16 protein-coding genes are annotated in these 24,840 nt (G+C 66.0%); 12 read left to right on the top strand and 4 right to left on the bottom strand.

Annotated elements, in window-relative coordinates:
* The first annotated feature begins 4 nt into the window (after window positions 1-4).
* The 7 genes from treZ to LGQ10_RS02540 all read left to right on the top strand — a co-directional run bounded on the left by treZ (window position 5) and on the right by LGQ10_RS02540 (window position 11,214).
* Entirely contained in the window at window positions 5-1,792 is a 1,788-nt protein-coding gene (gene treZ, locus LGQ10_RS02570; RefSeq protein WP_226524590.1) for a malto-oligosyltrehalose trehalohydrolase, read from the top strand.
* Window positions 1,789-3,870 (top strand): 4-alpha-glucanotransferase, encoded by a 2,082-nt coding sequence (gene malQ, locus LGQ10_RS02565; RefSeq protein ID WP_226524589.1) that lies wholly within the window; start codon window positions 1,789-1,791, stop codon window positions 3,868-3,870. Before treZ ends, malQ begins: the two co-directional genes overlap by 4 nt.
* Window positions 3,867-6,653, top strand: coding sequence for a malto-oligosyltrehalose synthase (locus LGQ10_RS02560; protein ID WP_226524588.1), 2,787 nt, complete (start codon window positions 3,867-3,869; stop codon window positions 6,651-6,653). The genes malQ and LGQ10_RS02560 overlap by 4 nt, the downstream gene beginning before the upstream one ends.
* A gap of 21 nt (window positions 6,654-6,674) precedes the next feature.
* Window positions 6,675-6,971, top strand: a complete 297-nt coding sequence (locus LGQ10_RS02555; protein WP_058437275.1) for a DUF2934 domain-containing protein — start codon at window positions 6,675-6,677, stop codon at window positions 6,969-6,971.
* Window positions 6,972-7,069: 98 nt separating this feature from the next.
* A complete protein-coding gene (gene glgX / locus LGQ10_RS02550) occupies window positions 7,070-9,232 on the top strand; it encodes a glycogen debranching protein GlgX (RefSeq protein WP_226524587.1) in 2,163 nt (720 codons plus the stop codon).
* Between the two features lie 358 nt (window positions 9,233-9,590).
* Window positions 9,591-10,349, top strand: coding sequence for a PIG-L deacetylase family protein (locus LGQ10_RS02545; protein ID WP_058437281.1), 759 nt, complete (start codon window positions 9,591-9,593; stop codon window positions 10,347-10,349).
* A gap of 175 nt (window positions 10,350-10,524) precedes the next feature.
* The gene (locus LGQ10_RS02540) at window positions 10,525-11,214 is read left to right on the top strand and encodes an alpha/beta hydrolase (RefSeq protein ID WP_058437277.1); all 690 of its coding nucleotides are present in this window, start codon (window positions 10,525-10,527) and stop codon (window positions 11,212-11,214) included.
* Between the two features lie 170 nt (window positions 11,215-11,384).
* On the opposite strand, the gene glgB is transcribed toward LGQ10_RS02540, so the two are convergent.
* The 3 genes from glgB to LGQ10_RS02525 all read right to left on the bottom strand — a co-directional run bounded on the left by glgB (window position 11,385) and on the right by LGQ10_RS02525 (window position 19,040).
* Window positions 11,385-13,616: a 1,4-alpha-glucan branching protein GlgB gene (gene glgB, locus LGQ10_RS02535; protein WP_226524586.1), complete on the bottom strand. Its 2,232-nt coding sequence runs from the start codon at window positions 13,614-13,616 to the stop codon at window positions 11,385-11,387.
* A complete protein-coding gene (gene treS, locus LGQ10_RS02530; RefSeq protein ID WP_226524585.1) occupies window positions 13,613-16,957 on the bottom strand; it encodes a maltose alpha-D-glucosyltransferase in 3,345 nt (1,114 codons plus the stop codon). Before treS ends, glgB begins: the two co-directional genes overlap by 4 nt.
* Window positions 16,958-17,045: 88 nt before the next feature.
* Window positions 17,046-19,040: an alpha-1,4-glucan--maltose-1-phosphate maltosyltransferase gene (locus LGQ10_RS02525; RefSeq protein ID WP_226524584.1), complete on the bottom strand. Its 1,995-nt coding sequence runs from the start codon at window positions 19,038-19,040 to the stop codon at window positions 17,046-17,048.
* 211 nt (window positions 19,041-19,251) lie between these two features.
* On the opposite strand from LGQ10_RS02525, the gene LGQ10_RS02520 reads away from it, so the two are divergent.
* Window positions 19,252-19,416, top strand: a complete 165-nt coding sequence (locus LGQ10_RS02520) for a hypothetical protein (protein WP_226524583.1) — start codon at window positions 19,252-19,254, stop codon at window positions 19,414-19,416.
* Window positions 19,417-19,464: 48 nt separating this feature from the next.
* Here LGQ10_RS02520 and LGQ10_RS02515 read toward each other — a convergent pair whose 3' ends face one another.
* The gene (locus LGQ10_RS02515; RefSeq protein ID WP_226524582.1) at window positions 19,465-19,959 is read right to left on the bottom strand and encodes an MgtC/SapB family protein; all 495 of its coding nucleotides are present in this window, start codon (window positions 19,957-19,959) and stop codon (window positions 19,465-19,467) included.
* Between the two features lie 194 nt (window positions 19,960-20,153).
* Between LGQ10_RS02515 and LGQ10_RS02510 the strand changes: the two genes are divergently transcribed.
* The 4 genes from LGQ10_RS02510 to LGQ10_RS02495 all read left to right on the top strand — a co-directional run bounded on the left by LGQ10_RS02510 (window position 20,154) and on the right by LGQ10_RS02495 (window position 24,840).
* Window positions 20,154-20,387, top strand: coding sequence for a DUF3203 family protein (locus LGQ10_RS02510; RefSeq protein WP_226524581.1), 234 nt, complete (start codon window positions 20,154-20,156; stop codon window positions 20,385-20,387).
* 207 nt (window positions 20,388-20,594) lie between these two features.
* Entirely contained in the window at window positions 20,595-22,010 is a 1,416-nt protein-coding gene (gene ccoG, locus LGQ10_RS02505) for a cytochrome c oxidase accessory protein CcoG (RefSeq protein WP_226524580.1), read from the top strand.
* Window positions 22,011-22,162: 152 nt separating this feature from the next.
* Window positions 22,163-23,572, top strand: coding sequence for a GntR family transcriptional regulator MpaR (mapR, locus tag LGQ10_RS02500; RefSeq protein ID WP_226526076.1), 1,410 nt, complete (start codon window positions 22,163-22,165; stop codon window positions 23,570-23,572).
* A gap of 212 nt (window positions 23,573-23,784) precedes the next feature.
* On the top strand, window positions 23,785-24,840 hold the full coding sequence (locus LGQ10_RS02495; protein ID WP_226524579.1) for a hypothetical protein: 1,056 nt from the start codon (window positions 23,785-23,787) through the stop codon (window positions 24,838-24,840).

Below are 24,840 nucleotides of genomic sequence, written 5' to 3'. Positions count from 1 at the left end.
GCAGATGCCTTCAAGTACCCCATCCACCCTGCGCCACGGCGCAGTGCTGCTTGACGCCGAACACACCCGCTTCGCCCTCTGGGCCCCGGATGCGCGCCAGGTCAGCGTCGAGTTGGGCAACGGCCAGTCCGTGCCGATGCTGCCCCAGCCCGAAGGCTGGTTCATGATCCAGACAAACTGCCCGGCGGGCAGCCAGTACCGGTTCAATATCGACGGCCAGATCCAGGTGCCGGACCCGGCCTCGCGCGCCCAGGGCGGCGACGTGCATGGCCCGAGCCTGGTGGTCGACCCGCACGCCTACCGCTGGCAGCACCGGCAATGGTGCGGCCGGCCCTGGCACGAAGCGGTGATCTACGAGATGCATGTTGGCGTTCTGGGCGGCTACCAGGCCGTGCAACAGAAACTGCCGGCGCTGGTGGAACTGGGTGTGACGGCCATCGAGCTGATGCCCCTGGCGGAGTTTCCCGGTGCTCGCAACTGGGGCTACGACGGCGTCCTGCCCTACGCCCCGGAGGCTTCCTACGGTACCCCGGAGCAGCTCAAGGCCCTGGTTGACACCGCCCATGGCCTGGGCCTGGCGGTGATCCTGGACGTGGTCTACAACCACTTCGGCCCCGACGGCAACTACCTGCAACGTTATGCCAGTTCGTTCTTTCGCGAAGATCGGCATACCCCCTGGGGCGCCGCCATCGACTTCCGCCGCCGCCCCGTGCGGGACTTTTTCATCGACAACGCCCTGATGTGGCTGCTCGACTATCGCTTCGACGGCCTGCGCCTGGACGCGGTGCACGCCATCGACGACCCGGACTTCCTTGAGGATCTGGCCCGGCGGGTGCGCCAGGCCATTCCCGCCGGGCGCCACGTCTGGCTCAACCTGGAGAACGAAGCGAACCAGGCCAGCCTGCTGCAGCGCGGTTTCGACGCCCAGTGGAACGACGACGGCCACAATGCCCTGCATGTCCTGCTGACCGGTGAGACGGAGGCCTATTACGCCGACTTCGCCGAACAGCCCACCCGGCAACTGGCCCGCTGCCTGGAGCAGGGCTTCGCCTTTCAGGGCCATATCAACCGCCATGGGCAACGCCGTGGCGAACCCAGCGCGCACCTGCCACCCAGTGCATTCGTGCTGTTCCTGCAGAACCACGATCAGATCGGCAATCGTGCCTTCGGCGAGCGCCTCACCCAATTGGCCCCTTCCCAGGCCCTGCAGGCCGCGACGGTGCTGTTGCTGCTGGGGCCGATGATTCCGCTGCTGTTCATGGGCGACGAAGTGGCGGCGCAGGAACCGTTCCTGTTTTTCACCAGCCACCAGGGCGAACTGGCTGAAGCGGTGCGCCAGGGTCGACGCGACGAGTTCGCCGCGTTCAGTGCCTTTGCCGATGCCACGCAGCGCCAGCGCATCCCCGACCCCAACGCCCTGGCGACATTCCAGGCCTCCTGCCCACGGCCCAGCCCCGATCAGGCCGACACCACCCGGGCGCTGTACCGCGAACTGTTGCAGATTCGCCATCGCGAACTGGTGCCGCGCCTGCCGGGCACTCGCGCCCTGGGTGCCGAGGTGTTGGCCGAAGGCGCCCTCACCGCCCGCTGGCGCCTGGGCGACGGCAGCCTGCTGCGGATCGATCTGAACCTCAGCGCACATCGGGTCGAGCTGCAACCCGCTGGCGACCCGCAGCTGTGGTTCCAGCACCCGCCGCAGGCCCTGGAGCACTGGCGCCAAGGCTGGCTGCCAGCCTTCAGCGCAGTGGTGCAGGTGGAACAGCCGACAGCCCCAGACGGAGAGCGCCCATGAGCGATGCGCAACTGGAAATACTCGCCAGCCGCGCCGGCCTGGCAGTGGACTGGATCGATGCCAACGGCCGGCCACAGAAGGTCGAGCCGCGGGTGCTGCGGGCAGTGTTGGCCGGGTTGGGCCACGCGGCCGATGACGACCAGCAGATCGAACACAGCCTGCGGCAACTGCAGCGACAGCAAGACAGCCGGCATCTGCCGCCGCTGCTCACGGTGGATGTCGGCCGGGGCCTGGACCTGGCGCGTTATTTCCCGGCACACACCCCGTGCCGGGTCCAGCTGGAGGACGGCACCTGCCTGGCGTTGCAGCTGGACGAGGCCAGCGTCCTGCCCGGGGCAATGCCGGTGGGTTACCACAGCGCGAACATCGAGGACGAACACTTTACCCTCGCCGTGGCTCCCGAGCGCTGCTACAGCGTGGCCGATGCGGTGGGCTCCCACGCCCCCAGGGCCTGGGGGCTGGGGGTGCAGCTGTACGCATTGCGCCGTAGTGGCGACGGAGGTTTTGGTGACACCCAAGCCCTCGAGGAACTGGCCCGCCAGGCCGCCGAGCGTGGTGCCGACGCCCTGGCCATCAGCCCGCTGCATGCGATGTTCAGCAGTGACCCGCAACGCTACAGCCCCTACTCGCCCTCCAGCCGGCTGTTTCTCAACAGCCTGTATGCCGCCCCGGGCACCATCCTTGGCGAGCGGGCCTGGCGCACCGCCATCGAGGCCTGCGACCTGGCCGGGGCGTTGCAGGCGCTGGAGCAGCAACCGCTGATCGACTGGCCCAAGGCCGCCCAGGCCAAGCAACAAGCCTTGCGCGAGCTGTACGAAGGTTTCTGCCACGGCGAACATCCGCTGCACCAGGATTTCGCCAGCTACCGCCTGGCTGCAGGCGAAGCCCTGGAAAACCACTGTCGGTTCGAGGCGATCCAGGCCCTGCGCGTTGCCCGTGGCGAAGACCCGGACTGGCGCCACTGGCCCGAGCACTGGCGTGATCCAGCCAGCCCTGAATTGGCCCGGTTCGCCGAGGAGCAGGCCCATGAAATCAGCTTCCATGCCTTCTGCCAGTGGCTGATCGCACGCAATCTGGAGCGGGTGCAGAGCGCGGCCCGCAGCAGCGGCATGGGCATCGGCCTGATCGCGGACCTGGCCGTAGGGGCTGACGGTGGCGGCAGCCAGGCCTGGAGCCGCCAGGACCAGTTGCTGGCCGAACTCACCGTGGGCGCACCGCCGGACATCCTCAATCGCCAGGGCCAGGGCTGGGGCATCTCGGCGTTCTCTCCAGAAGGCCTGCAACGCAACGGCTTTCGTGCCTTCATCGAAATGCTGCGGGCCAATTTCGCCCACGCCGGCGGCTTGCGTATCGACCATGTGATGGGCTTGCAGCGCCTGTGGGTAATTCCCCTGGGGGCTGCACCCTGCGACGGCGCCTACCTCTACTACCCGGTGGACGACCTGCTGCGCCTGCTGGCCCTGGAGTCCCACCGCCACCAGGCCATCGTGCTCGGCGAGGACCTGGGCACCGTGCCCGACGGCCTGCGGGAAAAACTCGCCGCCCGGGCCATGCTCGGCATGCGCGTGCTGCTGTTCGAACAGGACCACGGCTGCCGCTTCAAGCCGATCCTGGACTGGCCCGACAACGCCCTGGCCACCACCAGCACCCATGACCTGCCCACCCTCAATGGCTGGTGGCACGGCCGCGACATCGACTGGAACCAGCGGCTGGAGCTGGTGGACGAAGCCGGCGCGCGACAGTGGCGCGAGCATCGCCAGCGCGAACGGGACGGCCTGCGCCAGGCCCTGGCCGCAGATCCGCAGAACTTTCGCGAGCCCCTGGAGGAAACCGACCAGCTGCTGGACGCGAGTGTGCGTTTTCTCGGCCACACCCGCGCCCCCCTGGTGCTGTTGCCCCTGGAAGATGCCCTGGGGATCGACGAACAGGCCAACCTGCCCGGCACCGTCGAGGGCCACCCCAACTGGCGACGGCGCCTGGCCGGCAGTGCCAGGCACCTGCTGGACGACACCGATGCTGCCCGGCGCCTGGAGCAACTGGCCTGTGCGCGGCAGCAAGCCCACGAGCGTGACCGATGAACAAACCTGCCAACCCTATCCTGCGGGCCAGCGTGCGCCTGCAGTTCCACCAGGGCTTCACCCTGGACGACGCGGTGCCGCTGGTGCCCTACTTCGAACAACTGGGCATCAGTCATCTGTATGCCTCACCGCTGCTGTGCGCCCGGGCTGGCTCCATCCATGGCTATGACGTAGTGGACCCGACCCGGGTCAACCCGGAACTGGGGGGTGAAGCCGCCTTGCAGCGCCTGGTGGCCACCCTGCGCCAGCACGGCATGGGGTTGATCCTGGATATCGTGTCCAACCACATGGCGGTAGGTGGCGGCGACAACCCCTGGTGGCTTGACCTGCTGCGCTGGGGACGCCTGAGCCCCTATGGCGAGTTCTTCGACATCCAGTGGCACTCCCCCGACCCCCTGCTGGCCGGCCAGTTGCTGCTGCCGTTCCTGGGCAGCGACTACGGCGTGGCCTTGCAAGAAGGCAACCTGCAGTTGCACCTGGACGATGACCGGCTGGGTTTCCATGTGCGCCACCACGAGCATCGCTTTCCCATCTGCCCGGGCGACTACGCGCCGTTGCTGCATATGGACGAGCCCCGGCACGCTGCAGCGGCTACGGCCCTCAAGCCCCTGGCCGACGGTTTTGCCGCCCTGCGCTTCAACAACGATGCCCACCACCAGGCCCAGGCACTGCAACAAGCCCTGGCCCAGGCGCTGCAACAACCGGCCTTGTACCAGGCGGTGCAGGAGCGGCTGCTCGCCTACGACGCTCGACACACCCAAGGCTTCGAGCGCCTGCACCAGCTTCTGGAGCAGCAGAGCTATCGCCTGGCCAGCTGGCGCACCGCCGCCGACGACATCAACTGGCGACGCTTCTTCGATATCAACGAACTGGGCGGCCTGCGGGTCGAGCGCCCAGCGGTGTTCGAGGCCACCCATGGCAAGATCTTCGAGTTGATCCAGCAGGGCCTGGTGGACGGCCTGCGCATCGACCATGTGGACGGCCTGGCGGACCCTCGGGGCTACTGCCGCAAGCTGCGACGCCGAGTCGACCGCCTGCGCCCCGGCGAGCACCTGCCGATCTATGTCGAGAAAATCCTCGGCGCCGGCGAAACCCTGCACCGCGACTGGGGCGTGGATGGCACCACCGGCTACGAATTCATGAACCAGCTGTCGCTGCTGCAGCAGGAGCCCGCCGGCCAGGCACCCCTGGCCGAACTCTGGAGCCAGCACACCCAGCGCCCACTACAGTTCGCCGAAGAGGCGCTGCTGGCCCGTCAGCAGATTCTCAACGGCTCCCTGGCCGGGGATTTCGAGAGCGTGGCCCAGGCCCTGCTGCAAGTGGCAAGGCTCGACCTGATGAGCCGCGACCTGACCCTGGGCGCCATTCGCCGGGCCTTGCAGGAACTGATCGTGCATTTTCCCGTGTATCGCACCTACATCGGCGGCTGCGGTCGTGGCCCCCAGGACCAGCGCTTCTTCCAGCAGGCCCTGGAAGGTGCCCGGGCCAGCTTGAGCGAGGCCGACTGGCCGGTACTGGACTACCTCGACCGCTGGCTCGGTGGCCAGGGCTGGCGTCATCAGCCACCGGGGCCGGGGCGCCAGTTGCTGCGCCATGCCGGCGTGCGGTTCCAGCAGCTGACCTCGCCGGCGGCGGCCAAGGCCGTGGAGGACACCGCGTTCTATCGTTCGGCAGTGTTGCTGGCACGCAACGACGTCGGCTTTGACACCGAGACCTTCAGCGCTGCGCCAGCGACCTTCCATCAAGCCTGTGCCGAGCGCCTGGCGAGCTTCCCCGACAACCTGCTGGCCACGGCCACCCATGACCACAAGCGTGGCGAAGACAGCCGTGCGCGGCTGGCGGTGCTCAGCGAACGCGCGACCTGGTATGCCCGCCAGGTGGCCGACTGGCGGGCGCTGGCTGCTCCTCTGCGCCCAGCGGCCGACGCACCTTCGGCGGCAGACGAGCTGATCCTCTACCAGAGCCTGCTGGGCAGTTGGCCCCTGGACCTGCAAGCCGACGATCAATCAGCCATCGAGGACTACCGCGCACGGATCTGGCAATGGCAGCTCAAGGCTCTGCGCGAAGCCAAGCTGCACAGCAGCTGGGCTGCACCGAATCCCCATTACGAAGAGGCGATGCAGGCTTTTGTCGACAACCTGCTGCTGGCCCCCCAGGGTCTGGCGCTACGCCGTTCGATCGCTGCGGCGGCCCAGGCCATCGCTCCGGCCGGTGCCCTCAACAGTCTGGTACAGACCCTGCTGCGCCTGAGCGTGCCGGGAGTCCCGGACCTGTACCAGGGCAACGAGTTCTGGGACTTCAGCCTGGTGGACCCGGACAACCGCAGGCCAGTGGACTACCCGGCCCGGCGCCAGGCCCTGCAGCAGCCCGTCGAGCCGGCCCGCTGGCTGGCCCAGTGGCGCGATGGCTCCATCAAGCAGGCCCTGATCGCCCGTGTCCTGGGCCTGCGTCGGGAGTATCCGCAGTTGTTCCGGCGCGGCCGCTACCAACCCCTGGAAGTCCATGGGCAGCACGCCGGCCGGGTGCTGGCCTTCCTGCGTGAATACCACGGGCAACGAGCCGTGGTGATCGTGCCGATCAGGGTGGCGAGCCTGCTTGTGGGCAGCGCCATCCCGCAGGTGGACGCCGCACGCTGGGGCGATACCCGGGTGCAACTACCGTTCGCCACCCCGGGGTGCACATTGAATGGACTTTTTTCCACGGTGACAGTCACACCCCACAAGGAGCTGATGCTCAGTGACGTCCTGCAGGACTTTGCGTTGAACCTCTTGATCGAACCTTGAATCCAGCCCAGGAGCATTGCGATGAGTACCGACGACAAACGCATTCGTGAGTTCGCCTATCAGATCTGGGAGTCGGAAGGTCAGCCCCAGGGACAGGAACAACGTCACTGGGAGATGGCCTGCAAGCTTGCCGAAGCCGAGGCCCTGGCCCCGAGCCAGCCGCCCAAGGCCGTGCGCGCCAAACCTGCGGGCGCCAAGCCCGGCAGCAAGGCGGCGGTCAAGCCCGAGGCCAAGTCGGCCACGGCGGTGGTGCCGCCAGGCGAGAAACCGACTGCCACGAAGAAACCCCGGGCACCGCGCAAGCCGCCCGCCAACTGACGCCCGTCCAGCCCACGCGCCAACGTCGATCCGTGGCACACCCCGTGCCACGACGATCGTGCCTGGCCGACCCCGCCACCGTCATTGCAGGAGCAACCATGAGCAAAAACCAGCACAGTTCGCCGCCCGGTCCCGACAGCGAGCCTTCGCGCATCCGTGAGGGCCTGCCCTTCCCCCTCGGCGCCACATGGGACGGCCTGGGGGTCAACTTCGCCCTGTTCTCGGCCAACGCCACCAAGGTCGAGCTCTGCGTATTCGACGCCAGCGGCGAGGTGGAACTCGAGCGTATCGAACTGCCGGAGTACACCGACGAAATCTTCCACGGCTACCTGCCCGACGCCCACCCCGGGCTGGTCTACGGCTACCGCGTGCACGGCCCCTACGATCCGGCCAACGGCCATCGCTTCAACCCCAACAAGCTGCTGATCGATCCTTATGCCAAGCAACTGGTGGGTGAGCTCAAGTGGTCCGAGGCCCTGTTCGGCTACACCATTGGCCACCCCGATGCCGACTTGAGCTTCGATGAACGCGACAGCGCGCCCTTCGTGCCCAAGTGCAAGGTCATCGACCCGGCCCATACCTGGGGCCACGACCAGCGGGTCAGCGTGCCCTGGGACAAGACCATCCTCTACGAGACCCACGTGCGCGGGTTCACCATGCGCCACCCCGCGGTCCCCGAGGCGCTGCGCGGCAGCTTCGCCGGGCTGATGGTGGAAGACGTGTTGAAGCACATCCGCAGCCTGGGGGTGTCGTCGGTGGAGCTGCTGCCGATCCATGCCTTCGTCAACGACCAGCATCTGCTGCACAAGGGCATGACCAACTACTGGGGCTACAACAGCATCGCCTTTTTCGCCCCGGACCCGCGCTACCTGGCCAGCGGCAAGATCGCCGAGTTCAAGGAGATGGTCGCGCACCTGCACGAGGCCGGCCTGGAGGTGCTGCTGGACGTGGTCTACAACCACACCGCCGAAGGCAACGAACAGGGCCCGACCCTGTCCATGCGGGGCATCGACAACGCCTCCTACTATCGGCTGATGCCCGAGGACAAACGCTTCTACATCAACGATTCCGGCACCGGCAACACCCTCGACCTGAGCCACCCCTGCGTCTTGCAGATGGTCACCGACTCGCTGCGCTACTGGGCCACCGAGATGCACGTCGACGGCTTTCGCTTCGACCTGGCGACGATCCTCGGGCGTTATCACGACGGCTTCGACGAGCGCCACAGCTTCCTCGTGGCCTGCCGCCAGGACCCGCTGCTGCGTCAGGTGAAGATGATCGCCGAACCCTGGGACTGCGGCCCGGGTGGCTACCAGGTCGGCGGCTTCCCACCGGGCTGGATGGAGTGGAACGACCGCTTTCGCGACACCGTGCGTGCTTTCTGGAAAGGCGATGACGGCCAACTGGCGGATTTCGCCGGACGCCTGACCGCCTCCGGCGAGATGTTCAACCAGCGGGGCCGGCGCCCTTACGCCTCGGTCAACTTCGTCACCGCCCACGACGGTTTCACGCTGCACGACCTGGTGTCCTACAACGACAAGCACAACGAGGCCAACGACGAGAACAACCAGGACGGCAGCAACAACAACCTGTCCTGGAATCACGGGACAGAAGGCCCTACCGACGATCCCGAGATCAATGCGCTGCGCTTGCGCCAGATGCGCAATTTCTTCGCCACCCTGCTGCTGGCCCAGGGCACGCCGATGATGGTGGCCGGTGACGAGTTCGCCCGTACCCAGCACGGCAACAACAACGCCTATTGCCAGGACAGCGAGATCGGTTGGGTCAACTGGGACCTGGACGAGGATGGCAAGTCGCTGCTCAAGTTCGTCAAGCGCCTGGTCAAGCTGCGCCTGAACTACCCGATCCTGCGACGCGGGCGTTTCCTGGTGGGCAACTACAACGAGGACATCGGGGTCAAGGACGTCACCTGGCTGGCACCGGATGGCAGTGAGATGACCACCGAACACTGGCAGGACCCGCAGGGCCGCTGCCTGGGCATGCTGCTCGATGGCCGGGCCCAGGAAACCGGCATTCGCCGTCCGGGGGCCGACGCCACGGTACTGCTGGTGGTCAACGCACACCACGACATCGTCAATTTCCGCCTGCCGCAGGTGCCGGCCGGGGAATTCTGGACATGCATGATCGACACCAACCAGCCGGCGGTGCATGGCCAGGAACGCCTGGCCTTTGGCCATGAATACTCGGTAACCGGTCGTTCGCTGCTGTTCTTCGAGCTCAAGCGCGAGCACCAGGACTAGCCCCCCAGCCCATGCCGGCCGGGCCTGTCGTGCCGGCCCCGGCCGGGTGCTGGACCGAGTCTTCAGGGACGCTCGAGCCCGGGTCGGCAAAACAATCGACGGGACGACACACCCCGTAACGAAATACGGCTAACCTATCAAGCGAAACGCAATCGGCACATTTACCGGACGCCCCCTGTGTGGACGGCACCGGGCTGAGTATGATTGCGCAGCTATCACGGCATTCCAAAGGGATGGGACGCCGGTACTTCACGCTGAGGCAGGCGCCATGGAATCAGCGTGCGTGCAAACCCAGGGCCGTCACTGAACAGTCGTTCACCGCTTTGCCCGCGGCCCGGAAACAGGGATGTATCAGGTCATGAAAGCCATATCCGCAATAGATAACAGCTGGCCCAGCCAGATCTGGAACAGTGCCCGCAACCTGGCCGACGTCCCGGCCATCAACCTCGCCAACCTGGTACCGCCCGGCTCGCGGGCCGTGATGGTCGCCCCGCACCCCGGTGACGAAGTGATCGCCAGCGGCGGCCTGCTGCAAGTACTGGCCCACCACGGCCATCCCCTGGAGCTGATTTCGGTCAGCGATGGCAGTGCCAGTCATCCCGGCTCCGAGGTCTGGCCGGAACGCCGCCTGAGCGTGTTCCGCCCCCAGGAAAGCGCCGAGGCCCTGCGCCGCCTGGGCCTGCCCCTGCACAGCCTGAAGTGGATACGCGGCGGATTTGCCGACAGCGCCCTGAGTGAGCGCGAGCAGTCGCTGGTGTCGTTCATCAGCCGCTACCTGCGGCCCGGGGACGTGGTGTTCAGCACCTGGCGCGAAGACGGCAACCTGGACCACGAAGCCGTGGGCCGGGCTGCGGCCAAGGCCGCGGCACAAGTCGGCGCACGCTTCTGCGAGATCCCCGTCTGGGCCTGGCACAACTCATGCCGCGAGGAACACCAGATTCCCTGGCAACGGGCGCGCAAGCTGCGCCTGGACACCTGGACCGTAGCCCGCAAGCGCCACGCCGCCCATGCCTACGCCAGCCAGTTGCAGGGTGAACCGGAGATCGGCCTGGAGCCGTCGTTGTCGCCCATCATGCTCGAACGCATGCGCCTGCCCTACGAGATCATCTTTCTCTAGCGCGATCAGCGCCGGCGCCAGCCGTGCCCACCGGGTCATGCTGGTGGAAGCCCACTTATCCGGATTCTCGAACCGGTGCTGGCGCCGTCGCGGTAGTGATGCATGCTCTGTATCGGGCAAGCCCCGGGACATCCGCCCCGGGACCGCACCTGCCCCCGAGATGAGGAGCGATACCATGAGCGAAAAACCCACGATCGTCCTGGTCCACGGCTTCTGGGGCGGTGCCGCCCACTGGAACCGGGTCATCGAGCAACTGCTGGACCAGGGTCATCACAAGATCCGTGCCGTGGAACTGCCCCTGACCTCTCTGGCCGACGATGTCGAGCGCACCCGCAAGCTGGTGGCCCAGCAAGCCGGGCCGGTGCTGCTGGTGGGGCATTCCTACGGTGGCGCGGTGATCACCCAGGCCGGGCATGCGGCCAATGTCGTCGGCCTGGTCTACATCGCCGCCTTCGCCCCTGACGCAGGCGAGAGCCCCGGCAGCCTGAGCCAGGCATTTCCTCCCGAGGCGGCGGCCAACCTGGAACCCGACAGCGACGGCTACCTCTGGGTACGCCCGGAACGCTTCGGGCAGAGTTTCTGCCAGGACCTGCCCGCCCAGGAGGGGCTGGTCATGGGCCTGACCCAGAAGGCCCCGCTGGCCAGCACGTTCGGCGATACCCTGGGAGCCCCGGCCTGGCGCGACAAACCCTCGTGGTACCAGGTCTCCAGCGCTGATCGCATGATCGCCCCGCAAAACCAGGAACACATGGCCGCACGCCTGAATGCGCGCAAGGTGATCCGCCTGGACGCCAGCCATGCCTCCTTGGCCTCGCAACCCGATGCCGTGGCAGCCTTGATTGCCGAGGCCGCCGCCAGCCTCTGACCACCCCACCGAGGAATGCAGCCACTCGACACCACCCGGCAGGCGCGTCGCCACGCCTGCCTCCACGGCCGCTGCGCGCCCGTGCGCAGCCTGCGGCAGCGGCTACATGAAACCCTGTAGCCGCTGTCGAGCCAGGGCGAGGCTGCGACAAGGCCCGCAGGGCCTTAGGCTCAGTGGCCAGGACGCAGGATCAGCACCGCCAGAGGCGGCAGGTTGAGCACCAGGGACAGGGCCTGGCCGTGGCTCTCCTGCTCTTCGCTGAAAGCCTCGCCGCCGTTGCCGTAGTTGGACCCGGCGTACAGCTGCGAATCGCTGTTGAGGACCTCGCTCCAGCGCCCCGCCAAGGGCACGCCCACCCGGTAGCCCTGGCGCGGCACCGGAGTGAAGTTGGCCACCACCAGCAATGGCTCGCCACTGCGGCTCCAGCGCAACCAGGCATACACGCTGTTGATCGCATCATCGCCAATCAGCCACTGGAAGCCCTGGGGCAGATGATCCTGCTCATGCAACGCCGGGTATTGCCGGTACAGGCGGTTGAGGTCGCCGACCAACTGCTGCACGCCGCGGTGCTCGGGATACTGCAACAGGTACCAGTCCAGCTGCTGGTCATGATTCCACTCGCGCCACTGGCCGAACTCGCACCCCATGAACAACAGCTTCTTGCCCGGATGGGTCCACATGAAGCTCAGGTAGGCCCGCAGGTTGGCGAACTTCTGCCAGCGGTCGCCGGGCATCTTGTCGATCAGCGAATGCTTGCCGTGCACCACCTCGTCATGGGAGATCGGCAGGATGAAACGCTCGGACCAGGCGTACACCAGGCCAAAGCTCAGCTCGTTGTGATGGTGGGCCCGATAGACCGGGTCTTGCTGGATGTAGTGCAGGGAGTCGTGCATCCAGCCCATGTTCCATTTGTAGGCGAACCCCAGCCCGCCATGGTCGGTGCCCTGGCTGACCCCGGGCCAGGCGGTGGACTCCTCGGCAATCACCAGGGCACCCGGGGCCTCCAGGGCCACCACATCGTTGAGATGACGCAGGAACTCGATGGCCTCGAGGTTTTCCCGGCCGCCGTGACGGTTCGGCACCCACTCCCCGGCCTTGCGTGAATAATCGCGGTAGAGCATCGAGGCCACCGCGTCCACCCGCAAGCCATCCACATGGAAATGCTTGAGCCAGTGCAGGGCCGAGGCCAGCATGAAGCCGTGAACCTCGGTACGCCCCAGGTTGTAGATCAGGGTGTCCCAGTCCTGGTGGAATCCTTCCAGGGGGTTGCCGTACTCGTAAAGCGCGGTGCCGTCGAACTGTGCCAGCCCATGGGCGTCCGTGGGAAAATGCGCCGGCACCCAGTCCAGGATCACCCCGATCTGCGCCAGGTGGCAGGCGTTGACGAAGGCGGCGAAGTCTTCGGGAGTGCCATAGCGCGCGCTCGGGGCGAACTGCGCCAGGGGCTGGTAGCCCCAGGAGCCACCGAAGGGGTGTTCCATGATCGGCATCAGCTCGATATGGGTGAACCCCAGGTCCCTGACGTAGGGAATCAGCCGCTCGGCCAACTCGGCCCAACTGTAGTAGCGAGCCACCTCCCCCAGGTCGTCGACCTCGCATTGCCAGGAACCGGCGTGCAGCTCATAGATCGCCAGTGGTGCGTCGACCCGCTGGCGCTCGCCGCGGGCCAGCATCCAGTCATGGTCCTGCCAGTCCAGCGCCAGCGGCGCCGCGACTTTCGAGGCGGTGTCCGGTGGCAACTGGGTGGCCAGGGCCATCGGGTCGGCCTTGAGCGGCAGGATGCCGTCGGGGCCAAGGATCTCGTACTTGTACGACTCGCCAGCGTGCAGGCGCGGGATGAACAACTCCCAGACCCCGGACGGATGGCGCAGGCGCATCGGATGGCGGCGCCCGTCCCAGACGTTGAAATCGCCCACCACCGAGACCCGCCGGGCATTGGGCGCCCAGACCGCGAAGCGCACACCGTCGATACCTTCCACCGTGGCCAGCTGGGCCCCCAGGCAACTGCCCAGGTCACGATGATTGCCTTCGGCGAACAGGTACAGGTCCATTTCGCCCAGCAGCGGCCCGAAGCTGTAGGGGTCCTCGCTGACCTGCTCGCCACCGGCCCACTGGACACGCAGCAGGTAGGGCCGAACCTCTGGAAAATGCCCGACGAACAGCCCTGGCACCTCGCCGGCGTCCAGGTTGCCCAGCACTTGCTGCTGGTCGCGGTCCAGCACCTGGACACTCAAGGCACCGGGCAGGAAAGCCCGGATCACCTGTCCGCCGGCACCGTCGTCATGGGGGCCGAGGATGGCGAACGGATCGTTGTACTCGGCCCGCACCAGGGCCTCGATGGCCCCCGCCGAAGGGAGCACCGTCCCGCGCTGCCGCTCCTGCTCCCGGTTCGAGAAACTCATGGCTGTTCTCCATCAATGTCGGAAAGATCCGTTGGTTCACTCACCAGGCCAGCCAGGCCGCGCAGCGGCACGTGCAGCCAGGCGGGCCGGTTCTGCGCTTCGTAGGCCAGCTCATAGGCGGCCTTCTCCAGGCTGAACAGCACCAGGGCCGCATCGGCCGCCGACGCCTGCCAGCCATGGGCAAGGTTAGCCGTCGCCAGCCGGTACGCTGTAACGAAGGCCTGCCGGGACTCGGCCAGGTAGCGCTGTACCACGGCGTGCCGAGCCGCCTGGGCGCCTGCGGCGCCATCCACCGCAGGTGCTTCCAGGGCCAAGGCCGCTGCATAGTCGAAGGAGCGCAACACGCCACTGACATCCTTATAGGGATTGTGCTTGGCTCGCCGCTCAGCCAGGGGCCGAGCCGGCTCGCCTTCGAAATCGATCAGGTAGGCATCCCCCTTGATCACCAGTACCTGGCCCAAGTGCAAGTCGCCATGCACCCGGATGCGCAAACCACCCAGCAGTTGTGCGGCCAGTGGCCCGACCTGCGCGAGAATCCGCGCCTTGTGCCGCAACAGGCGCCTGCACAGGTGGCGATCGGCCTCGGCCAGGCCGTCCTGATGCTCTTCGAGCAACTGCAAGCCGCGTTCCAATTGCCCGGTGATCTGCCGCTGGCAGGCCTGGACGTCCTTCTCGGTGTAGGCCTGGGGCGCAAAGTCCGGGGCACTGCCGGGCGCTGCCAGCAACAGGTGCATTTCACCCAGGCGCTGGCCCAGCAGCCCGGCAAAATCCCGGAGCTCGGCCAGGGCGTTGTAGTGCTGCTCCTGTTCGGAGACGGCGCTGGCCAATTCGTCACGGATCGCCCGTTCCAGGTTGTTCTGGGTCCATTCCCAGGCATCGCCCTGATTGCTCAGGTAACCCTGGGCGATCATCAGCAAGTGATCCTCGCCTTGCTCGTCGCGCCGGACCACCGAGCCCAGGAGCGGCGAAATATGGGCAAACCCCGCTTGCGTGAGGAACGCGCCCATTTCGAGTTCCGGGTGGATGCCCCCCGCCACCTTGCGGATCAGTTTCAGCACCAGGCTACCGCCCACCACCACCGAACTGTTGGATTGCTCGGCGGACAGGTAGCGCACGTCGGCGTCGGCCTCCAACCCCAGTGCCTGCAGCTGCGGGCTGCCCTCGAAGCGGATCTGCCCGGCGTCGGTGTCCAGCCGGACCCGGGATTGCAGGGCCTGCAGCACGCTGCGCACGAAACTGTCGAGGGCAAAGGCATCGGTGATCAGCCCCACCTGGCGTCCACGCCGTACCCGGGACATGGCCAGTTGCTGGGGCAAGGCGCTGCTGATCTGGTCTTCGGCCAGCAGGCCGAAGGGCAACTGGTAGCGCTGGCTGCGCCCCTGGCTGGTGACTTCGATCTCGCCCAGCAGCACCGGATGCTGCGGATCGCCAAAGCGCACGCCATAGACCAGGCGCACCTGGCCCACGGCGCTGTCCTTCTCGGCGAACCAGCGGCGCTTGGGCAGCCAGCTGGGCAGCACTTCCTGTTCCAGGGTGGTGCGCGACGGCGTCTCCAGCAGCTCTTCGAGGCGTTTTTTCAAGACCAGGGTGGTGAAGTCCGGCAGGCCCTGGGCCGGCTCCACATGCCAGCTGGGCATCTGGTGCTCGCTCGCCAGGACGAACCAGTAGAAACCGTAGGGTGCCAGGGTCAGCAGGAAGTTCAGCTGGCCAATGGGCGGGAAGGCGCTGCCGCCAAGCATCTCCACCGGTACCCGGCCGGCGAAGGTCGACAGGTCCAGCTCCGCCGCCTGGGCGCTGCGCGAGACGTTGGCCACGCACAGGATCACCTCCTGCCGGCCATCGGGCGCAGTGTATTCACGGGTATAGGCGAGGATCCGCCGGTTGCTCGGCGACAGCATCTTCAGGGTGCCGCGGCCAAAGGCCTTGGACTGCTTGCGCACCGCCAGCAGGCGGCGGGTCCAGTTGAGCAGCGAGTGGGGATCACCGGACTGGGTCTCGACATTCACCGACTGGTAGCCGTAGAGCGGGTCCATGATCGGCGGCAGCACCAGGCTCGCCGGATCGGCCCGGGAAAAACCGCCGTTGCGGTCGATCGACCACTGCATCGGCGTGCGCACGCCGTCACGGTCGCCCAGATAGATGTTGTCGCCCATGCCGATTTCATCGCCGTAGTACAAGGTCGGGGTACCGGGCATCGACAGCAGCAGGCTGTTGAGCAACTCGATGCGCCGGCGATCGCGCTCCATCAGCGGTGCCAGGCGCCGACGGATGCCGAGGTTGATCCGCGCCCGGCGGTCAGCGGCATAGTAGTTCCACAGGTAGTCGCGCTCCTTGTCGGTGACCATCTCCAGGGTCAGCTCATCGTGGTTGCGCAGGAAGATCGCCCACTGGCAATTGGCCGGGATTTCCGGGGTCTGGCGCAGGATGTCGGTGATCGGGAAGCGGTCCTCCTGGGCCAGGGCCATGTACATGCGCGGCATCAGCGGAAAGTGGAAGGCCATGTGGCATTCGTCGCCGTCAGCGCCGTTGCCGCTGGTCTGGCCGAAATACAGCTGGGTGTCTTCGGGCCACTGGTTGGCCTCGGCCAGGAGCATGCGATCCGGATAGTGGGCATCGATCTCGGCACGAATGCGCTTGAGCACATCGTGGGTCTCGGCCAGGTTCTCGTTGTTGGTGCCATCGCGCTCGATCAGGTAGGGAATGGCGTCCAGGCGCAGGCCGTCGATGCCCATGTCCAGCCAGTGGTGCATCACCGAGAGCACGGCCTTCATCACTTGCGGGTTGTCGAAGTTCAGGTCGGGCTGGTGGGAATAGAAGCGGTGCCAGAAGTACTGGCCGGCCACCGGGTCCCAGGTCCAGTTGGATTTCTCGGTGTCGAGGAAGATGATCCGCGTGCCGGCGTACTTCTGATCGTCATCGGACCACACGTAGAAGTTGCGCGCGGCCGAACCCGGCTTGGCCTTGCGCGCCCGCTGGAACCAGGGGTGCTGGTCGGACGTGTGGTTGATGACCAGCTCGGCGATCACCCGCAGCTCGCGCTTGTGGGCCTCGGCGATGAAGCGCCGGACATCCGCCAGGGTGCCGTAGTCGGGACTGACACCCCGGTATTCGGCGATGTCGTAGCCGTCGTCGCGCCGTGGCGAGGGATAGAACGGCAACAGCCAGATGGTGTTGACCCCCAGCTCCTTGATGTAGTCCAGCTTGGCGATCAACCCGGGAAAGTCACCGACCCCATCGTTGTTGGCGTCGAAATAGGACTTCACGTGCACCTGGTAGATCACCGCGTCCTTGTACCAGAGCGGGTCCTTGATGAAGGTTGCGGGTCGGGTTCTCTTGGCCATTGCTCACTCCTGAAATTGTCCAGAGGGCTGCGCCCGACTGTCGCCGCCGAGACGAGGGCTGGCGAAGACGGCCTGGGGCGTTGCCGGGTCAATCGATGCTGATGCGCCAGATGCCGAACGGCTGCGCCGGCTCCAGGCGCATGAACTGGACCTTGCCGTACCAGGTCCAGCGGTGGCCGTTCATCAAGTCCTCGCCCTGGGTAGCGGCATCGTCGGCCAGGCCCAGTTCCCACAGGGGCAACTCGAAATGCGCCTCCTGAGGGTTGAAAGGGTCGAGACTGACGGCCACCAGCACGAAATTGCCGCCGTCGGCGCTGCGCTTGCCGAAGTACAGGATCCGGTCGTTCCAGGCGTTGTACAGCTTGAGGCCCAGGTGCGAGTGCAGCGCCGGGTTCTGCCGGCGGATGCGGTTGAGCTGGGCGATCTCGGCGATGATGTTGCCCGGGGCCGAGAAGTCCCGCGGGCGGATCTCGTACTTCTCGGAGTCCAGGTACTCTTCCTTGCCCGGCAGTGGCGCCGACTCGCACAGCTCGAACCCCGAGTACATGCCCCACAGGCCCGAGCCCATGGTGGCCAGCACCGCGCGGATGAGAAAACCAGGGCGGCCCGAGTCGTGCAGGAACCCGGGGTTGATGTCCGGGGTGTTGACGAAGAAGTTCGGCCGGTAGCACTCGCGCCACGGCGAGCGGTTGAGTTCGCTGAAATAGCTGGCCAGCTCGCTCTTGGTGTTGCGCCAGGTGAAGTAGGTGTAGCTCTGGGAGTAACCGATCTTGCCCAGGCGCGCCATCATCGCCGGCGTGGTGAAGGCCTCGGCGAGGAAGATCACCTGCGGATGACGGCTGCGCACATCGTCGATCAACCACTGCCAGAACGGCAGCGGCTTGGTATGGGGGTTGTCGACCCTGAAGATCGCCACGCCCTCCTCGACCCAGCCGAGCACTATGTCGCGCAGTTCCAGCCACAGGCCGGGAATCGCGTCGGCAGCGTAGAAGTCGACGTTGACGATGTCCTGGTACTTCTTCGGCGGGTTCTCGGCGTACTTGATGGTCCCGTCGGGGCGCCAGTTGAACCAGCCCGGGTGCTGGCTCAGCCAGGGATGGTCCTGGGAACACTGGATGGCGAAGTCCAGGGCGATTTCCAGGCCGTGGTCGGCGGCGGCGGCGACCAGCCGGCGAAAATCCTCGCGGCTGCCCAGTTGCGGATGGATCGCCTCGTGCCCGCCCTCTTCGCTGCCGATGGCATAGGGGCTGCCAGGATCATCCGCAGCGGCGACCAGGGCGTTGTTGCGGCCCTTGCGATGGCGCCGGCCAATGGGGTGAATCGGCGGGAAATACAGCACGTCAAACCCCATGTCGTGGATCATCGACAAGCGCGAATGCACATCGTTGAAGGTACCGTGGCGACTGGGGTCGTCGGTGATCGAACGGGGAAACAGCTCATACCAGCTGGCGAATTGCGCCCGCTCGCGCTCCACGTCCACTGGGTACTCGGGGCTCAGGCTGAGGTAGGGACGCAGGTCGGCCTCGGCCATCAATCGCGCGCTCTGTGCACTGAGAAACAGCGCCACCTGCTCGGCCTCAAGCAATCCGGCCAGTTGCTGGTGCAGGCTGTGCAATTGCTCACCCAACGCACCCTCGCTGCGCTCCGCGGCCTGCAGGACCAGGGTCCGGCCCTCCTGCAGCTCCAGGCTCAGGGGCAGCGCGGCCAGGTGTTTTTTCTCCAGCTCGTAGCAGAAGCTGGCGAAGCCATCGATCCAGGCTTCGATGCAGTAGCGGTAACGGCCCACCTGCTGCACCGGGAAGTGCCCCAGCCAGCCGTCGTTGCCCTGGTCCTCCAGGACTCGACTGTCCCAGTCGGCCTGCTGTTCGGCGCGCCAGCGCACCCGCACGGCCAGCTTGTCATGGCCATCGGCAAAGACCTTGCACGCCACCTCGACCTGCTGGCCGGCCGTTGCCTTGACCGCGAACTGTCCGCCATCGAGCACCGGGCTGACGTCCTCGATGGCGATGCGCGGCAGCAGCAACGCCTGGGACAAGGGCAGGTGCGGCTGGTACTGCTGTTCGGTCGGTTTTTCTGCTGTCATCGAGCATTACCCCTTTCACGCGTCTTCGACGCTCCTTTGGCAGGGCCGGCAATGCCCCGGTGAAACGCCGAATCGACATACCTAGGTTCCGAGCCACCCCCGTCGCCGAAAGTTCAGCGCAATTGATCGCAGAAGCGGCGGGAATCAAATGCATCGACCCGCGGTCCACCGGACGAGCCCGTGCATCTGCAAGCACAAAGGAGGCCAGACCATGAGTATCCCGATTCCGGCAGAACCCCCTGATCCGAACATCGACCAGCCACCCCTGCCGCCCAGCGAGCCGCCGGCGGTGCCCGAACAGGAACCGCCCGACAGCATTCCGCCGCCCCAGGTCGAGCCGCCGGTGCCACACCAGCCCGTGGTGGCCCGTAACTGACCGATGCACGGCCGGCGCGCAGCAAGCATAGATTGCAGCCGGCCCTGCTCAGGGTTTTTCCAGGCGTCGCACGATCACTGGCATGAGGCTGAACACCATCAGCGCCAGCAACGTGCTGAGCAGTGCCGTGGATTCACGGCCCATGCCGGCAGCGACGCCGATGGCCGCAGTCATCCACAGCCCGGCGGCCGTGGTCAGGCCCTTGACGTGCTGGCCCTGGTCTTCTTCGCGCCCCTTGAGAATCGTGCCGGCCCCCAGGAACCCGATCCCGGCGATGACCCCCTGGAGCACCCGGCTCATGGCATCGGACTGGGCCCCGGACAAGCTCGGCACCAGCACGAACAGCGCAGCCCCCATGGCCACCAGCATGTGGGTGCGCACCCCGGCGGCCTTGCCCTTCTGTTCTCGTTCGAACCCCAGGACTGCGCCCAGCACTGCCGCCAGCAGCAGGCGCAGGACGATCCGGGTCAGTTGCCGGGCATCGCCGATATCGGCGAATTCGGCTTGCAGGGTCAGCCAGACTTCATACCACCAGGCGTCCATCGATCGCTCCTCCAGGAACCCGTGCCGGCCATCGGCGCAACACGAGGGCGTGTGAGCGGTGGACCGCAGCGCCCGGCAAAAGGTGCCAGGCCTCTGAACCGCAATCACTGCCGGGCACCGTTGATCGCCAGCAGCGAACCCTGGCCGCGCCCCGGAGACCTAAGGAATATGCCCATTGCCTGGAGGTACCCGACATGAGCCTGCGCATCGACCAGCAAGACTGCTATTTCGACACCCAGACCCTGCACGAACGCCTGCCCGCCAGTGCCGTGACCATCATCACCGACAGCGCCAAGTCGATGTCGGCAGTGGAGATCAAGGGCGAGCGGATCTACATCACCGAAGCAGAAGCCGACGCCTTGACCGTAGCAGGTGCCACTGACAGCCGCCGCCACCTCAAGGCCACCGACGGTGATTCGGTGATTTGACTGACCTGGATCACAGCCCGCCCCGTAGCCCTGTGCCATCAGGCTGCGGGGCCAGGTCCCGGGGAACTTGCCGGGGTGCAGCAAGTTGTCGCAGGTCTCCTCAAGGGGCCATCTGATCCGCTTTTTTATCAAATAGCTGAGTCTGTTATGCAAACAGATCCGTGGTCATAGTTGCGCGGCCTGATGGAGGCTGATGAGCGAACGACCATGAGCGAAAGAATCCCCGTCCGATTAGTAGAGACCTTCGAACCTTCACGCCCTAAACAGATGAAGACGAAGAGCACCGACAAGCACGTCTATACCCGTAGTTTCAGCGGCCTGTTCCGCACCCTGCGCATGAGTGGCGCGGGTTTCCTGTTCCTGATGTTCTTCGGTACCGTCTGGCTGAACTGGGGCGGACGCCAGGCGGTCCTGTGGGACCTGGCCGAAAGCAAGTTCCACATCTTCGGCGCCACGTTCTGGCCCCAGGACTTCATCCTCCTCTCGGCGCTGCTGATCATCTGCGCGTTCGGCCTGTTCTCCATCACGGTGTTCGCGGGCCGGGTGTGGTGCGGCTACACCTGTCCGCAGAGCTCATGGACCTGGCTGTTCATGTGGTGCGAGAAGGTCACGGAAGGCGACCGCAACCAGCGAATCAAGCTGCAGGCGGCTCCATGGGGAGCCAACAAGCTCGTGCGCCGGGCCCTGAAGCACACCTTGTGGCTGGGTATCAGCGTGCTGACCGGCCTGACCTTCGTCGGCTACTTCACCCCGATCCGGCCCCTGGCCCAGGAACTGCTGACCCTGCAGATCGGTGGCCTGAGCCTGTTCTGGGTGCTGTTTTTCGCCGCCGCCACCTATATCAATGCCGGCTGGATGCGCGAGGCGGTGTGCATGCACATGTGCCCATACGCACGCTTCCAGAGTGTGATGTTCGACAAGGACACCCTGACCATTTCCTACAACCCGGCCCGGGGCGAGAGCCGCGGCCCGCGCAAGCGCGATGTCAAGCCGGCCGACGTCGGGCTGGGCGACTGCATCGATTGCCAGGTGTGCGTGCAGGTCTGCCCGACCGGCATCGACATCCGCGACGGCCTGCAGATGGAATGCATTGGCTGTGCGGCCTGCATCGACGCCTGCGACTCGATCATGGACAAGATGGGCTATGCCCGCGGCCTGATCTCCTATACCTCCGAACATGAACTGCAAGGAGGCAAGACCCACCTGCTGCGCCCACGCTTGGTGGGGTATAGCGTGGTGATGCTGGTCATGATCGGCGCCCTGGCCCTGGCCCTGGTGCAACGGCCGATGGTCTCCCTGGACGTGACCAAGGACCGTGGCCTGTTCCGCGAGAACGCCCTGGGGCAGATCGAGAACATCTATAGCCTGAAGATCATCAACAAGACCCAGGAACGCCAGCAGTACAAGGTGGCCCTGGTCGATGGCGAAGGTTTCGAGCTGCAAGGCAAGACCGAACTGAGCCTGGCCCCGGGGGAAATCATCGACCTGCCGGTCTCGGTGGCGTTGCTCCAGGAACGCGCACAAAGCAGTTCCCAGGGCATCAGCTTCAAGGTCAGCGACAGCGACGAGCCGAGCATCCAGGCCGTGGCGGCCAGTCGTTTTGTCGCGCCGCTGAACCGCTGAACCTCTAGAATGGCGTGGCGAGGGATATCCCAGGCCACGTAACGAGCACCCGCAGGCGCCCTGCTCCACCCTGGCGCCCGCGGGTCGCGGCCCTTTTCTCTCGCTACCCTACGCATGTCGCACCGATGACCAGACTGGATCTTGCACCGCAGATGAAACGCTACGAAAAATTCGCCGACGACATCGCCGAGCTGATCCGATCCGGGGTCCTGGGCCCGGGTCAGCGCGTACCCTCGGTGCGCTATGCCAGCCAGACCTACGGGGTCAGCCCGTCGACGGTGTTCCAGGCCTACTACCTGCTCGAACGCCGCGGCCTGATCCGGGCCCGGCCGCGCTCGGGCTACTTCGTCAATGCCCACGCACCGAGCCCGTTCTGCGAGCCGGTGATCAGCAGCGAAGTCAATGAATCCACCGAGGTCGATGTCAGCGAGCTGGTGTTCTCGGTGCTCGACTCGATCAAGGACCCGAGCACCGTGCCCTTTGGCTCGGCGTTCCCCAGCCCGACCCTGTTCCCCCTCCAGCGCCTGTCCCGCTCCATGGCCAGCGCCAGCCGGGAGATGGACCCGCGGGTGGTGGTCACCGACATGTCGCCGGGCAATCCGCAGCTACGCCGACAGATCGCCCTGCGCTACATGGTGGCGGGGCTGATGCTGCCCATGGAGGAGTTGCTGATCACCAACGGCGCCCTGGAGGCATTGAACCTGTGCCTGCAGGCGGTGACCGAACCCGGCGACCTGGTGGCCATCGAGGCGCCGGCGTTCTACGCCAGCCTGCAGGTACTGGAACGGCTCAAGCTCAAGGCGGTGGAAATTCCCGTGCACCCACGGGACGGCATCGACCTGGGGGTACTGGCCCAGACCCTGGAGCGCCACCCCATCAAGGCCTGCTGGTGCATGACCAACTTCCAGAACCCCATGGGCGCCAGCATGCCCGAGGCCAAGAAACAGGAGCTGGTGGAGCTGCTGCGCCAGCACCAGGTGCCGCTGATCGAGGACGATGTCTACGCCGAGCTGTACTACGGCCAGCAGGCGCCGAAACCAGCCAAGGCCTTCGACACCGAGGGGCTGGTGATGCACTGCGGCTCCTTCGCCAAGAGCCTGGCCCCGGGCTACCGCATCGGCTGGGTGGCCGCCGGACGCTACGCGCAGAAGATCGAACGGCTGAAGCTGATGACGTCCTTGTGCGCCTCGATGCCGGCCCAGGCGGCAATCGCCGACTACCTGCAGCACGGCGGCTATGATCGTCACCTGCGCAAGCTGCGTTATGCGCTGGAAGAACAGCAGAGCGCCATGCTGGCGGCGATCGCCCGGCACTTTCCGGCCCAGACCCGGGTCAGCCAGCCGGCCGGCGGCTACTTCCTGTGGCTGGAATTGCCGCCGCAGATGGACTCGCTGAAACTGTTCCAGATGGCCCTGGCCCAGGGCATCAGCATTGCCCCCGGGCCGATCTTTTCCCCGACCCAGCGCTTTCGCAACTGCATTCGCCTGAACTACGGCAGCCCCTGGAACGAGGCGGCGGAAAAGGCCATGGAAACCCTGGGGCGGATCATCCGCTCGTTCTAGATAAACCCAGCAAACGCTTCATGTAGCCACTGCCGCAGGCTGCGCACGAGCGCGCAGCGGTCGCCATCACACCAGGCTGATCGAACGCTGAAGGCCCTGCGGGCCTTGGCGCAGCCTCGCCCGCTCGGCAGCGGCTCGGGTGTAAACAGCTTGCCCCCAGCCGGGCATTGGTGCAGCATCCGCGCTCCATTTTCCAGGGAAAGGAACACGTCATGGTCGAAGACCTGTATTACGACGACTATCCAGAGGCCAAGGCCGAACTGCTCAAGGCCATCGAACGCGGCCGCCTGCCGCTGCTGACCCAGGAACTCAACGCCTACGACTGTATCCAGGCAATATTTGAACTGGATGCCATCAACAACCCCAAGGATGAAGAAGACGCCTTCTTCGACCTGGCCCTGGCCCTGATCGGCTGGATCCCCGGCCCGGGACAAGGCCTGAAGACCCTTCTGCGCCTGATCAACCGCGCACCCCAGCGCCACGCCGAAAAGCTCTTCGACATGATCCGCTACACCCTGCTGGCCTGCCGCCTCAAGACCAGCCCCGAACAGTTGCTGGACAAGTGCCTTGACCCACAGCGCCTGGCCGAGGAACTACCGCAGATCATCAGCGGCGTGAGCGCCTCCAGCACCTTCAACGGCCTGACGCCCCAGCAGCAGCGCCTGGTGCTGCACAACCTCAACGAAGCCTGCGAACACACCGAGTTCCTCATGGTGTCGGTGCAAGAGCGCATCGCCCCGTGGATCGCCGAGCAGCGCAACAACTCGGCCGCCGCCCACAGCCGCGGCCCGGCCCTGGTATCCAAGCCTCAGTCCACCCTGGAACCGCGCCCAACGACCATCACCGCCGCGCCACAACCCGGAACCCACGACGCCGCGAGCATCGCCCAGGACATCAACCAGGGCATGGAACATCTCACTGGCGAGGGGCACTGGCTGGAGCTGAACCTGCACTACCCCAACCTGGAGCCGGTGCCCGGCGCTGCCTATCGAGCTGTTTTCAGCGACGGCTCGCAAGCCGAGGGCAACCTCGACGAAGAAGGTTTTGCCCGCCTGGAAGGCATTCCTGAGGGCCCGGTGAAGATCTACTACGGGGAAGACCCACGGCCCTACCTGCGCCTGCCGATCGTTGCCCTGGCGGCCGATGCGCAGCAGCTGGAAGAAGAGCTGCAGGAGCTGGAGCTGGAACCGGCCGAGGTCGATCTGCCGACCCTGCTGCTGGAAGCCTCGCACCGCAAGGCGCCCTTCACCCTGATTCCCGTGTACTGA

Origin of the sequence: Pseudomonas sp. L5B5 (assembly GCF_020520285.1) — a bacterium.
In the GTDB taxonomy this organism is placed as follows: domain Bacteria; phylum Pseudomonadota; class Gammaproteobacteria; order Pseudomonadales; family Pseudomonadaceae; genus Aquipseudomonas.
The sequence above is the reverse complement of the archived record's forward strand: the minus strand, read 5'-3'. Positions and strand labels throughout refer to the sequence as shown.

Excerpts from the sequence above, each read along its gene's own strand:
- LGQ10_RS02540 (WP_058437277.1), top strand. The coding sequence starts at position 10,525 with ATGAGCGAAAAACCCACGATCGTCCTGGTCCACGGCTTCTGGGGCGGT.
- LGQ10_RS02510 (WP_226524581.1), top strand. The coding sequence starts at position 20,154 with ATGAGCCTGCGCATCGACCAGCAAGACTGCTATTTCGACACCCAGACC.
- LGQ10_RS02495 (WP_226524579.1), top strand. The coding sequence starts at position 23,785 with ATGGTCGAAGACCTGTATTACGACGACTATCCAGAGGCCAAGGCCGAA.
- ccoG (WP_226524580.1), top strand. The coding sequence starts at position 20,595 with ATGAGCGAAAGAATCCCCGTCCGATTAGTAGAGACCTTCGAACCTTCA.
- treS (WP_226524585.1), bottom strand. The coding sequence starts at position 16,957 with ATGGCCAAGAGAACCCGACCCGCAACCTTCATCAAGGACCCGCTCTGG.
- LGQ10_RS02560 (WP_226524588.1), top strand. The coding sequence starts at position 3,867 with ATGAACAAACCTGCCAACCCTATCCTGCGGGCCAGCGTGCGCCTGCAG.
- glgX (WP_226524587.1), top strand. The coding sequence starts at position 7,070 with ATGAGCAAAAACCAGCACAGTTCGCCGCCCGGTCCCGACAGCGAGCCT.
- glgB (WP_226524586.1), bottom strand. The coding sequence starts at position 13,616 with ATGAGTTTCTCGAACCGGGAGCAGGAGCGGCAGCGCGGGACGGTGCTC.
- LGQ10_RS02525 (WP_226524584.1), bottom strand. The coding sequence starts at position 19,040 with ATGACAGCAGAAAAACCGACCGAACAGCAGTACCAGCCGCACCTGCCC.
- LGQ10_RS02520 (WP_226524583.1), top strand. The coding sequence starts at position 19,252 with ATGAGTATCCCGATTCCGGCAGAACCCCCTGATCCGAACATCGACCAG.
- LGQ10_RS02545 (WP_058437281.1), top strand. The coding sequence starts at position 9,591 with ATGAAAGCCATATCCGCAATAGATAACAGCTGGCCCAGCCAGATCTGG.
- treZ (WP_226524590.1), top strand. The coding sequence starts at position 5 with ATGCCTTCAAGTACCCCATCCACCCTGCGCCACGGCGCAGTGCTGCTT.
- mapR (WP_226526076.1), top strand. The coding sequence starts at position 22,163 with ATGAAACGCTACGAAAAATTCGCCGACGACATCGCCGAGCTGATCCGA.
- LGQ10_RS02555 (WP_058437275.1), top strand. The coding sequence starts at position 6,675 with ATGAGTACCGACGACAAACGCATTCGTGAGTTCGCCTATCAGATCTGG.
- LGQ10_RS02515 (WP_226524582.1), bottom strand. The coding sequence starts at position 19,959 with ATGGACGCCTGGTGGTATGAAGTCTGGCTGACCCTGCAAGCCGAATTC.
- malQ (WP_226524589.1), top strand. The coding sequence starts at position 1,789 with ATGAGCGATGCGCAACTGGAAATACTCGCCAGCCGCGCCGGCCTGGCA.